Source organism: uncultured Sulfitobacter sp. (genome assembly GCF_947500075.1).
Taxonomy (GTDB): domain Bacteria; phylum Pseudomonadota; class Alphaproteobacteria; order Rhodobacterales; family Rhodobacteraceae; genus Sulfitobacter.
In genome coordinates, this window is the sequence record NZ_CANMQS010000004.1 from 403407 (window position 1) to 415661 (window position 12255).

Here is a 12255-nt window from a genome sequence, read left to right on the forward strand (position 1 = left end):
GGCGCAATAACGCATTTAGTGCGTTGATTTATATGCTGAAAAATTAAAACTCCTGAATGCGCCCTATTCCTTGGCGCTCCCACAACATCTCTTCGCATACTGCGGTGGACAACCTCCGTCGTGCCGTTGACCGGTGTGACACTGGCAAGAAGGGAGCTGGCCTTGGCTGACATAGAAACATTTTACGACGTGATGCGGTCGCAGGGGATCACCCGCCGCAGTTTCATGAAATACTGTTCGCTGACGGCGTCGGCACTGGGCCTTGGCCCGGCCTTCGTGCCGCAGATTGCCCATGCGATGGAGACCAAGCCACGCACGCCGGTAATCTGGGTGCATGGCCTTGAGTGCACCTGTTGTTCGGAAAGCTTCATCCGCTCCGCGCATCCGCTGGCCAAGGATGTTGTGCTGTCGATGATCAGTCTGGATTACGACGACACGCTGATGGCGGCCGCCGGGCACGCGGCCGAAGCCGCGATGATGGAGACGATTGAGAAATACAAAGGACAGTACATTCTGGCCGTTGAAGGCAACCCGCCGCTGAACGAGGACGGCATGTTCTGTATTTCGGGTGGCAAGCCCTTTGTCGAAAAGCTCAAGATGGCGGCAAAGGATGCAAAAGCTGTGATCAGTTGGGGCGCCTGCGCGTCCTATGGATGTGTGCAGGCGGCCAAGCCGAACCCGACGCAGGCGACACCGGTGCACAAGGTCATCACCGACAAGCCGATCATCAAGGTGCCCGGCTGTCCGCCGATTGCCGAAGTGATGACTGGGGTGATCACCTACATGCTGACGTTTGACCGTATGCCGGAGCTGGACCGTCAGGGCCGCCCCGCGATGTTCTATGGGCAGCGCATTCACGACAAATGCTACCGCCGTCCGCATTTTGATGCAGGCCAGTTTGTTGAGGAATGGGACGATGACGGCGCGCGCAAGGGCTATTGCCTTTACAAAATGGGCTGCAAAGGGCCGACCACCTACAATGCCTGTTCCACGATCCGCTGGAATGAGGGCGTCAGTTTCCCCATTCAATCAGGTCACGGCTGCATCGGCTGTTCCGAAGACGGGTTCTGGGATCAGGGCACCTTCTATGACCGGGTGACGGACCTGACCCAATTCGGGGTGGAGGCGAACGCGGATCAGATCGGGTTTGCCGCTGCTGGCGTTGTCGGGGCAGGCGTGGCCGCTCACGCAGCCGTCTCCGCCCTCAAATCTGCTCAGAACAAAGCTCAAAAGAAACCAACCCCGACAAATGAGGAGGCCTGATAATGGTTGTCCAGACACCCAACGGCTTCAATCTTGACGACACGGGACAGCGCATCGTCGTTGACCCGGTGACCCGGATCGAAGGCCACATGCGCTGCGAAGTGAATGTCGATGAAGACGGCTATATCCGCAATGCTGTGTCCACTGGCACAATGTGGCGCGGGCTTGAAGTCATCCTCAAGGGGCGCGACCCACGCGATGCCTGGGCCTTTACCGAACGCATTTGCGGCGTTTGCACCGGGACACACGCGCTGACCTCTGTGCGCGCGGTTGAAGATGCGCTCGGCATCACGATTCCCGACAACGCGAATTCCATCCGCAACATGATGCAGCTGAACCTCGAAATTCATGACCATGTTGTGCATTTCTACCACCTACATGCGCTGGATTGGGTGAACCCGATCAACGCGCTGCGTGCCGATCCGAAAGCCACGAGCGAGTTGCAGCAATCGGTATCGCCAAGTCATCCGCTGTCTTCACCGGGATACTTCCGGGACGTCCAGAACCGGCTGAAACAGTTTGTGGAAAGTGGTCAGCTGGGGCTGTTCAAGAACGGCTATTGGGACAATCCCGCCTATCTTTTGCCGCCCGAAGCGGATCTGATGGCGACGACCCATTACCTTGAGGCGCTCGATCTGCAAAAGGAGATCGTCAAAGTTCACACGATCTTTGGCGGCAAGAACCCGCACCCAAACTGGCTGGTGGGCGGCGTGCCGTGCCCGATCAACGTGCATTCGACCGGGGCCACCGGGGCGATCAACATGGAGCGGCTGAACCTTGTCAGCTCGATCATCGACAAGACAGCGGAGTTCAACCGCAACGTCTATCTGCCGGATGTGATTGCGATTGGCGGGTTCTACAAGAACTGGCTTTATGGCGGCGGGTTGTCGTCGCAGGCGTGCCTTGCCTATGGCGATATCCCTGAGAACCCGAACGATTTCTCGCCCGAGCAGATGTATCTGCCGCGTGGTGCGATCGTGAATGGGGATATGACGACTGTTCACGATGTGGACGTCCGCGATCCTGAGCAGATTCAGGAATTTGTCGATCACTCTTGGTATGAATACGCCGAAAAGGGCAAAGGTCTGCATCCTTGGGATGGAGAAACAGAAGCCAAGTTTGAACTGGGCCCGAACCTTAAAGGCACGCGCACCAACATCAAACAGATTGATGAAGGGGCGAAATACAGCTGGATCAAGGCACCACGTTGGAAGGGTCACGCGATGGAGGTGGGTCCACTGGCCCGTTACATCGTGGGCTACGCCAAGGGGCATGAAGAGATCAAGGATCAGGTCGATGGATTGCTCCGCACGATGGATTTGCCGGTAGAAGCGCTGTTCTCAACGTTGGGGCGCACGGCGGCACGGGCGTTGGAAAGCGAGTATTGCGGGCGGTTGCAAAAGCACTTCTTTGACAAGCTGATGACCAACATCAAGAACGGCGACGAGAGCACCGCGAATGTTGCCAAATGGGACCCCAAGACCTGGCCGAAGGAAGCCAAAGGTGTTGGCATGACTGAAGCACCGCGCGGCGCGCTGGGGCATTGGGTTCGGATCAAGGACGGACGCATTGAGAACTACCAATGCGTCGTGCCGACCACCTGGAACGGATCACCGCGCGACAGTCAGGGCAACATCGGTGCCTTCGAGGCAAGCCTGATGAACACCAAGATGGAGCGCCCGGAAGAGCCAGTCGAGATCCTGCGCACGTTGCACAGTTTCGATCCCTGTCTGGCCTGTTCCACCCATGTAATGTCACCAGACGGTGACGAATTGACCACTGTCAAAGTCCGCTGAGAAAGGGAAAAACATGAAAAAGATCGCAACACTTTTGGCACTTCTCCCGAGTATGAGCCTGGCTCACGGTGGTCATGCTCCAGTCCCTGAAAGCCTGCACGCGGTGAGCCACACAGGCCCTCTTTTGGGGCTCGCGTTGATCTCTGTCGTGCTTGGTGCGGTGCTCTATCAGCGGTGGGCGTCGTGAGCGCGGTCGATCCTGACACAGCATCCGGGCCGTCGCTGACCGGCGATGCCACGGACGCGGACCTGGCGACGATCACACGCAATTCGTCGGTTTATGTCTATGAAGCCCCTGTGCGGCTGTGGCACTGGATCAATGCGCTGGCGATTTTGGTGCTTTGTGTCACGGGTTACCTGATCGGATCGCCGCCGCCCACGATGATCATTGCGGAGGCCACGCATCAGTTTGTGTTCGGCTACATCCGCTTTGCCCATTTCGCGGCAGGCATGATCATGACGGTTGGCTTTTTTGGCCGGATCTATTGGGCATTCGTTGGCAATTCACATGCGCGCCAGATGTTCAAACTGCCGCTATTGAATGGGAAGTGGTGGCGCGAAGTCTGGGGCGAGGCGAAGTGGTATATGTTTATGGAAAAGAAACCCAAGAAGTACGTCGGGCACAATCCGCTCGCGCAGATCGCGATGTTCTTTTTCATGACCGTGGGCATGAGCTTTATGATCGTGACCGGTTTCGCGCTCTATTCCGAAGGGGTCGGGCGGGACGGCATTCTCGATACGATATTCGGGCCAGCGCTTGATTTTGTCGGCGGCAGTCAAGCGATGCATTCGATCCATCACCTTGGCATGTGGGCGATCGTAGTGTTCATCATCATCCACATCTACGCCGCCGTGCGCGAAGATATCATGTCGCGTCAGTCGGTGGTGTCGACGATGATCTCGGGGACCCGGACGTTCAAGGATGACGATCCGAACTGATTACTGGCTTCAGAGACTTGAGGAAAAGCGGGTGCAATGCGCCCGCTTTTTCTGTTGGATAGTTACTATCCATTTTTGGGGTTAGATGCAATATGATTGATCGGCGAGATGCGTATAGCATACTACGGTATTCAATAATAAGTAATTAAAACAAATATTTAAGCGATCATCGAAAAAGTGTACAAAATTCTGCCTTTGAATGAATTGCCAAGATAACCTCGTTTTCAGAGCGGATTGGAAGCCAAATAACCGCTCTTTAGGGAGGGGTATCAATGTCGGATAGGGTGCTGGTCCTTGGGATCGGGAATGTCCTGTGGGCGGACGAGGGATTTGGCGTCCGTTGTGTGGAGCAACTGGCGCAGACCTGGGCGCTGCCTGAAGGTGTCACGCTTTTGGATGGCGGGACGCAGGGGCTCTACCTGCTGCCGTTCTTGGAAGAAGCAGATATTCTTGTCGTCTTTGACGCCGTTGATTACGGGCTTACCCCCGGCACCATGAAGATTGTCGAAGGCGATGAGGTGCCGCGTTTCATGGGGGCCAAGAAGATGTCCCTACACCAAACCGGATTTCAGGACGTGATCGCGACCGCGCAGCTGATGGGCTACTGTCCTGAGACTTTGCTGCTGATCGGATGCCAGCCGGAGGAGTTGGAAGACTACGGTGGCGGCCTGCGCGATGTGGTTGCAGCCCAGATCGAGCCGGCGATCAAAGTGGCAATCACCAAGCTGGCGCAGATGGGCGTTGTGGCCAAACCGGGCCGGACCCATAGCGAATTTCTGGCCGACGCATCCATCATGCACCATGCGTATGAAGCTGGACGTCCGTCAGAAGAAGACGCCTGCCGCACTGGTGATGACCGTTTCTTTCCGGCGGCGGAATAGTCCATGTGCGTCGGTATCCCCATGCAGATCACGGGCATTGATGGCATCGCGGCGACGACGACCAACGGTCGGCATGTCGAACTGATTGATCTGTCGCTTACTCCCGATGCTGAAGTCGGCGACTGGCTGCTCACGTTTCTTGGTGCAGCGCGCGAGATCATCACAGCGGATGAGGCACAAAAGATCGGTGCTGCACTTGCGGGACTGCAGTCTCTGATGGAGGGCGGCGATCTGGGCGACGCCTTTGCCGATCTCGAAAACGCCGGGCCGCAGTTGCCCGCCCATTTGCAAGCGGCCCTCGATGCCGGTGCGACAACAGGTTGAGGACAGACATGACACATCCATTGATCACCCGTTTGACGACGGAATTTGGCTACCGCGAATTGCACACCATGTGCGATGTCGCCGCGTTTACAGAAGGGGCCGGATATCACGCGATCTTTGTCCCGGGCGACATTGCCCGCAACCTTGAGACTCCTGATGTGGCGGTCATTCTCCCTGAGCTGCGTCAGGCGTTTCAAGGTCGGTTTGATTGCGCTGTCGCATCGGACAGTGTCGAAGAAGAGCTGCGCGAGACAACCAAAGTGCGCAAAACACCGAGTGTCATTTTCTACCACGAGGGGGAGATGATCGGCGGCATTCCAAAGGTGCGCGACTGGTCAGAATACATCGAACGCATCACCCAAATCCTCGCCCTGCCGATGGCGGCTGAATAAGGACCTAGACCATGACCAACCCTTTCATGATGCCCCCCACGGGCTTTGGCCCCGGTTCACAACCGCTTGATACCAATGACGAAAAGCTGGAATATATGCCGCTGCCGCAGGATATGCGTACATATTCGCCCCGTCTGCCCGAAGTGGACGATCTTGATCAGACGGAGATTGCGCCTGCATTGGCTTTACTGAGCGAAGTTGCTGCGGCGGCACAAGAGATCGCGAAGAGTGGCGGAACGCGCCAGTTTGATCTGGGGACGCTCGACAAGACGAACCGTGATCTGATTGCCGAGACACTGGGCAGTGGAGAGGTCGCAGCAAAAGTGCGCAGCATTCCCGCCGTTGCTGTGCAGGAAAGCGTGTTCGCCGGCATCTGGACCCTGAACAGCAGCGCGGGTGAACTGATCGAAGTGGCCGAAATCCCGGCGTGCGTGTCCCAAGACGCCTTTGCCCCCAAGCGCGCCGCGATGGGGGAGACGGCTCCATTGATGCCGGGTGTGATCAATGCGCCCCCGATGCTGATCGAGTTGCGCGATAAATCCGCTGACTTTGACCCCGCCGCGCCGTTGCATGTGATCAACCTGTCGCTCTTGCCTCATACCGAAGAGGACCTTGTCTGGCTCGATCAGGCCGTGGGCGAGGGGGCTGTGACGATCCTGTCGCGTGGCTATGGCAACTGCCGGATCACCGCGACGGCCATGCCCCATGTCTGGCGCGTGCAGTTCTTTAACTCCATGGACACGCTGATCCTCGACACCTTCGAAGTGACCACCGTGCCCGAAGTTGCCATCGCCGCACGCGAGGATTTGGCCGACAGCGGCAAGCGTTTGCTCAGCGTGCTGGAGGCAATCCGATGAACGAGGTGACAAACCGCTTTGAAGGCAGCTTTCTGGGGGCCACTGACAAAATCAGCGCACAGGCCATTATGGAATGCAAGATCTGCTGGTCGCCCTATGATCCGGCGGAGGGGGATGACTATCGCCAGGTTGAGCCGGGCACCGCGTTCATGGACCTGCCGCACGATTGGTCCTGCCCCAATTGCAGCGCGCCCAAAGAACAATTCATGGTGCTTGAGGATCCGGGTTCCACCGCGGCAGTCGAGGCGGCAGAAATTGAAGATGTTACCGCGCGGCTGGTCGCGGATTTCCGGGAAATCTGGCATTCCAAGATGCGCGATGTGCCGATGGTCAACAAACTGCTGACGGTTGAGGCGGTCGGGTTTGAGATGATTGATGGCCGCCCTTTGGGTGTTCTGATCTCGCCTTGGTTCATGAACTTGGTACAGTTGCCCGCTGCGGACGAGGATTGGTCAGCGCTTGAACCCGGGGCCAAGGAATTGATTGCCTTTCCGTCTGGGGAGTACGAGTTCATTCACAACACGCGCGAGATGATTGGCGGCTACAAAGCCTGTTCGCTGTTTTCGCCGATGGGTGAATTTAAGTCGCAGATGCAGGCACAAGAAGTTGCCGCCGCTGTGATGGTCGCGCTTTTTGATGCGGAAAATCAGGCGGAGACCGACCGCGCGGCAGACATTAAAGCCGCACGAGAAGCGGCGCTTGCACCGCCAGAGCCTGAGCCACCAGCCCTGTCGGATGAACCATCGCGCCGCGCCGTGATCACCGCTGGCTTGGCAGAGCAGGACTAAAGCGATGGCGTCTGCGCGCATATCCTCAGATCTTAGGGCACTCCCGGTTGAAGGGTTGCCCGTGGCCCAGATGGTCATAGGCCAACCGGCTGAAGAGGCCGCAGCGCTTTTGCCGCGCCTGTTTAACCTGTGCCGTGTGGCTCAGGGGATCGCCGCCCGCGCGGCATTCGGTGTCGCGCAAGAGGACGGGTGGCAGGATGCGCTGCGCCTTGAGATCCTCAAGGAACACGTGTTCAAGCTGTGTCTCCGGTGGCCGGGTCAGGTGTCCGCGCTGCCGGTGACCTTGCCACGTGACTGGAGCGCGGGTGGCCCGAACCTGCGCGAAGCCTTGTTTGGGTCACAGGGCGAGATGCCGGTATCGTTCGAAGCATTCAGCGCCTTTCTACGCTCTGACAGCGGTATCGCACCGGTTCTGCGGGCGATCAGCCAATCCTTTGGCCCCTCTGAGGCGGTGCGCCCGGCGTTGCCGCTGGTGACCGCGCAGACGATGTTCGACGCCGGACCGCAGGAAAACTCGGTTGCGGCGCGTCACGCGCAGCATCCTGTGATGGTCGGCATTGAAGAGGTCTGGGGCCGTGGTCCACTGTGGTCGGCGGTGGGTTTGGCCTGCGATGTAGACGCCTGTCTGGATCACCGCTTGCCCGCGCCAGACTTCAGCGCGGGCCGTGCTGTGGTCCCTGCGGCGCGCGGGTTTTATGGGGTCAAGGCGCAGGTCGAAAATGGTGTTGTGACCGCGTTTGACCGCATCACACCTACAGATCATTTGCTGATGCCAAATGGCGTGCTGGATCACGCATTAGCGTCTCTGCCCGAAGCACATTCGGATACGCACGCGTCCGTGCTTCTGTCTATTCTCGACCCCTGTTTTCCGGTAACGCTCGCCTCATTGGGCAGGGAGGAGGCCGCACATGCATGAGATGTCGCTTTGCGAAGGGATGCGCGGTGTGATCGAGGATCAGGCCCGCCAGCACAACGTCAGCCGGATCAAACGGGTGCGCGTCGAAGTGGGCCGCTTTGCCGGGGTTGAGATCAATGCGCTGCATTTCGCGTTTGATGTGGTCATGCGCGGCTCGCCCGCTGAAGGGGCCGAACTGGTGACGCTGGAACTGCCCGGTCGGGCGCTGTGCTACGACTGTATGAAAGAGGTGGAGATCGCCGACAGGCTGGATCCCTGTCCGACCTGTGGTGGTGGCAAGCTGATGCCGCAGGGCGGCGATGAAATGAGAATCAAAGACTTGGAGGTCGCTTAAAATGTGTACTGTTTGTGGATGTAGCGATGGTGAAACCAAAGTGCATGGCGCGGGCCACAGCCATGGTCATGCACACCATCATGACCACCACCATCATGACGTTGATGGGCATCACCATTACGGCCACGGACCCGCAGGCGTCGAGGTGCCTGGCATGTCACAAGAGCGGTTGATCGAGATTGAAACCGACATCCTCAGCAAGAACGACAGCTATGCCCATGCCAACCGCGCGGTGCTGGCGGGGAAAGGGGTATTTGCGGTCAACCTCGTATCCTCCCCCGGATCAGGCAAAACGACGCTGCTGTGCAAAACCATTGAGGCGTTGGGTGATATGCCGCTTGGCGTGATCGAAGGGGACCAACAGACCGAAAATGACGCTGACCGCATTCGGGCGACGGGTGCCCCAGCGGTACAGGTGAATACCGGCAAAGGGTGTCATCTGGATGGTCACATGGTGGGCCACGCGATGGAGCATCTTGATCTTCCGGATGGCGCGATGCTGTTCATCGAAAATGTGGGCAATCTGGTGTGTCCTGCCGCCTTTGATCTGGGCGAAGATGGCAAAGTCGCGATCCTGTCCGTCACGGAAGGGGAGGACAAGCCGCTGAAATACCCCGATATGTTCACTGCCGCGCGTCTGGCGATCCTGAACAAGATCGATCTGGCGCCGCACTGTGACGTCGATCTGGATCTCTATGAAACCAACCTGCGCCGGGTCAATCCGGGCATTGAGATCATCCGCCTGTCCGCGCGCACTGGTGAGGGGATGGCCGACTGGCTCGCTTGGCTCCGCGCGCATCTTGCCGACAAGGTGGTGCCAGAGGCGGCACAATGACCCACCTTCCAACGCTTTTGCTGGTTGATGACGAGGAACATTCCCTCGCCGCGATGCGCATGGCGCTGGAGGATGACTTTGATTGTCTGACCGCGCTCAACGCGGATGAGGCGATGCGCCTGATGGAGGAAAACTACGTTCAGGCGATCTTTTGCGATCACCGCATGCCGGGGCGCACGGGTGTTGAGTTTTTGGCCGATGTGCGTGCCCGCTGGCCTGAAACGGTACGGATCATCATCACCGGTTACACTGAAGCCAACGATATGATTGCCGCGATCAACGATGCGGGCATCTATCAGTTTGTGACCAAACCCTGGCACCCGGATCAATTGGTGATTGCCGCCAAGAATGCAGCACAGTTGTTTCAGCTGAGCCGTGATCACGACCGGCTTTCGCTGGAAATGCGTTTCATGGGCAAGACGGCAGAGAACAAGGTGGAGGCCCGCCGCCGCACGCTGCGCGAAGGTTTTGGGTTTGAGAAAATTCTGAGGGCGGCAAATTCTCCGATGAACGCCACGGTCGAACTGGCACGACAGTTTGCGAGCTTTGATGTGCCGGTCCTGATCTCGGGCGAGGCCGGGACAGGTAAGGACGCGATGGCGCGCGCCATGCATTATGCGTCGCTGCGGTCGGAACATTCGTTTTACGAATTGAATTGTGCGGGCCTGCCGGATGACCTTTTGAAGATAGAGCTGTTGGGGGCCAAAAAGGGCGTTATCCCCGGCACGCGCAACAACAAGATTGGATTGCTGCAAAAGGCATCGCGGGGCACCGTGTTCCTGAACGGGATTGATACGCTCAGCCCGCAGATGCAATTGACGTTGCTCCGGGTCGCCACCGAAGGCAGTTTTGAACCGGTCGGTGGGTCAGAGACATTGACCACAAATGTGCGCCTGATGACCGGCAGCCACAGTGATCTGGCCGCCGTCGTGGCGGCTGGGGACTTTCGTCAAGATCTCTACTACGCGCTTGCCACAACAGAACTGACCCTGCATCCCCTGCACGCCCGTGTGGAGGACCTGGCCATCCTCGCAAATCATCGGCTCAGCGCGTTGGCCGAAGAACACAGCAAACCCATCGAAGGCCTGACCGACCTCGCGCTGGAGTTTCTGGGCAACTACGATTGGCCCGGGAATCTGCCGGAACTGTCGAATGAGCTGACGCGGATGTTGATCCGTTCGAAGGACGCACGTCTGGGACCAGAGCTGATTTCGCGTCACATCTTGCAGGCGGATCCATCCGTCAGCGCGCGGCCCGATCCGGCAGCTGCGGACGTGATGGCCGCCGAAGGCACCCTGAAAGACCGTATCGAGGTGATGGAAGCGCGGATCCTGCGTGAGACCCTCACGCGGCTGAAATGGAACAAGAGCCGTGCCGCGGAGGAGCTTGGTCTCAGCCGCGTGGGGCTGCGTTCAAAACTCGACCGTTACGGTGTCGAACAACCAAGCAAACAAAACAATTCGCAGGAGGAGTAAACCATGTGTCTGGGCATACCGGGACAGATTGTCGAAATCACGGACGCGGACCGTCTGATGGCCATGGCCGATGTTTCAGGCGTGCGGCGCGAGGTGTCCGTGGCCTGTGTAGCCCCAGCAGCATTGTCTGATCTGGTCGGTGAGTGGGCGCTGATTCATGTGGGTTTTGCAATGAGCATTATCGACGCAGATGAGGCGGAAAAAACGCTGGAAGCGCTGCGCGGGTTGGGCGAGGCGCAGGAAACGCTGGAGGCGATGGCGCAGGGCGATGCCGCGCTTGCTGAAAGCCCCGTAACAGAGGTGATGTCATGAGATATGTAGAAGAATTTCGCGATCCGGTTGCCGCGCAAGATGTGCTGCGCGCGATCAAGGATGTTGTCACCGAGATTGGGGCGACCAAGGAGAAACCGGTACACATCATGGAGATCTGCGGCGGGCACACACATGCGATCTTTCGTTATGGCCTCGACCGGCTGACACCTGATGGGATCGAGTTTATCCACGGCCCCGGCTGTCCGGTCTGTGTCCTGCCCATGAGCCGGATCGACGAATGTGTCGAGATTGCTGAACGGTCAGAGGTGATCTTTGCGACCTTTGGCGATGCCATGCGCGTGCCGGGAACGCGCAAGTCGCTGATGCAGGCGAAGGCCGATGGGGCGGATATTCGCATGGTCTATTCCCCGCTGGATGCGCTGGAGCTGGCACGCCGCAATCCTGAGCGCCAAGTGGTGTTCTTTGGCTTGGGGTTTGAGACGACGACCCCGTCCACAGCGCTGTCGATTCAGCAGGCAGCACGAGAGAAACTGGGGAATTTCAGTGTCTTTTGCAATCACATCAGGGTGCCGCCGCCGATCAAGGCGCTGTTGGATGACCCTTACATGATGCTCGACGGCTTTGTGGGGCCGGGCCATGTGTCAATGGTGATCGGCACGCATCCCTATGATTTCATCGCCGACGATTATTGCAAGCCCATCGTCGTTGCCGGTTTTGAGCCGCTGGATTTGCTGCAATCGGTGCTGATGGTGCTGCGTCAGATCCGCGATGGCCGGGCGGAGGTCGAAAACCAGTATGCCCGCGTGGTGCCGGAGCATGGCAATCCGATTTCCATTGCAGCGATTGAAGATGTTTATGAGCCACGCCCGACGTTTGAATGGCGCGGGCTGGGGGAAATTGACGCCAGTGGTCTGCGCATCCGCCACGCGTACCAAGCCTATGATGCGGAGGAGAAATTCTCTGTTGGCTATGGTGCCGGTCCGCGTCTGGTGACAGAGCCGGAAGGCTGTGCTTGCGGTCAGGTCATGACGGGCCGCATCAAACCTTTGCAATGCCCTCAGTACGGCACCGGGTGCACGCCGGAAATGCCACTTGGTGCGCTGATGGTCAGCTCCGAAGGGGCCTGTGCGGCGTATTATCAATACAGCGCGGCCGATGACGTGTTGGAGGCGGCGGAATGAA

The 12255-nt window shown here is 58.3% G+C and carries 14 protein-coding genes; all 14 read left to right on the forward strand.

The features are described 5' to 3' along the window. Positions 1–162 precede the first annotated feature (162 nt). Positions 163–1263: a hydrogenase small subunit gene (locus tag Q1A91_RS14865; RefSeq protein WP_299878926.1), complete on the forward strand. Its 1101-nt coding sequence runs from the start codon at positions 163–165 to the stop codon at positions 1261–1263. A gap of 2 nt (positions 1264–1265) precedes the next feature. Then, entirely contained in the window at positions 1266–3059 is a 1794-nt protein-coding gene (locus tag Q1A91_RS14870) for a nickel-dependent hydrogenase large subunit (RefSeq protein WP_299878929.1), read from the forward strand. Positions 3060–3281: 222 nt separating this feature from the next. After that, a complete protein-coding gene (gene cybH / locus Q1A91_RS14875; RefSeq protein WP_299879473.1) occupies positions 3282–3998 on the forward strand; it encodes a Ni/Fe-hydrogenase, b-type cytochrome subunit in 717 nt (238 codons plus the stop codon). Between the two features lie 272 nt (positions 3999–4270). Next, the gene (locus tag Q1A91_RS14880) at positions 4271–4879 is read left to right on the forward strand and encodes a HyaD/HybD family hydrogenase maturation endopeptidase (protein ID WP_299878932.1); all 609 of its coding nucleotides are present in this window, start codon (positions 4271–4273) and stop codon (positions 4877–4879) included. Between the two features lie 3 nt (positions 4880–4882). Then, complete coding sequence (locus Q1A91_RS14885) at positions 4883–5203, forward strand: HypC/HybG/HupF family hydrogenase formation chaperone (RefSeq protein ID WP_299878935.1); 321 nt, start codon at positions 4883–4885, stop codon at positions 5201–5203. Positions 5204–5211: 8 nt separating this feature from the next. Continuing rightward, the gene (locus Q1A91_RS14890) at positions 5212–5595 is read left to right on the forward strand and encodes a hydrogenase accessory protein (protein WP_299878938.1); all 384 of its coding nucleotides are present in this window, start codon (positions 5212–5214) and stop codon (positions 5593–5595) included. Between the two features lie 11 nt (positions 5596–5606). Next, positions 5607–6452, forward strand: coding sequence for a hydrogenase expression/formation protein (locus Q1A91_RS14895; protein ID WP_299878941.1), 846 nt, complete (start codon positions 5607–5609; stop codon positions 6450–6452). After that, positions 6449–7240 carry a [NiFe]-hydrogenase assembly chaperone HybE gene (gene hybE / locus Q1A91_RS14900; protein ID WP_299878944.1) on the forward strand — a complete coding sequence of 264 codons (792 nt, stop codon included), beginning with the start codon at positions 6449–6451 and terminating at the stop codon, positions 7238–7240. The genes Q1A91_RS14895 and hybE overlap by 4 nt, the downstream gene beginning before the upstream one ends. Positions 7241–7301: 61 nt before the next feature. Next, a complete protein-coding gene (locus Q1A91_RS14905; protein ID WP_299878947.1) occupies positions 7302–8156 on the forward strand; it encodes a hydrogenase expression/formation protein HupK in 855 nt (284 codons plus the stop codon). Continuing rightward, a complete protein-coding gene (gene hypA, locus Q1A91_RS14910; RefSeq protein WP_299878950.1) occupies positions 8149–8490 on the forward strand; it encodes a hydrogenase maturation nickel metallochaperone HypA in 342 nt (113 codons plus the stop codon). Before Q1A91_RS14905 ends, hypA begins: the two co-directional genes overlap by 8 nt. A gap of 1 nt (position 8491) precedes the next feature. Continuing rightward, positions 8492–9325, forward strand: coding sequence for a hydrogenase nickel incorporation protein HypB (hypB, locus tag Q1A91_RS14915; protein ID WP_299878953.1), 834 nt, complete (start codon positions 8492–8494; stop codon positions 9323–9325). Further along, the gene (locus Q1A91_RS14920; protein ID WP_299878955.1) at positions 9322–10800 is read left to right on the forward strand and encodes a sigma-54 dependent transcriptional regulator; all 1479 of its coding nucleotides are present in this window, start codon (positions 9322–9324) and stop codon (positions 10798–10800) included. Before hypB ends, Q1A91_RS14920 begins: the two co-directional genes overlap by 4 nt. Before the next feature lie 3 nt (positions 10801–10803). Then, positions 10804–11112 (forward strand): HypC/HybG/HupF family hydrogenase formation chaperone, encoded by a 309-nt coding sequence (locus Q1A91_RS14925; RefSeq protein WP_299878958.1) that lies wholly within the window; start codon positions 10804–10806, stop codon positions 11110–11112. Continuing rightward, positions 11109–12254: a hydrogenase formation protein HypD gene (gene hypD / locus Q1A91_RS14930; protein ID WP_299878961.1), complete on the forward strand. Its 1146-nt coding sequence runs from the start codon at positions 11109–11111 to the stop codon at positions 12252–12254. Before Q1A91_RS14925 ends, hypD begins: the two co-directional genes overlap by 4 nt. Position 12255 lies beyond the last annotated feature (1 nt).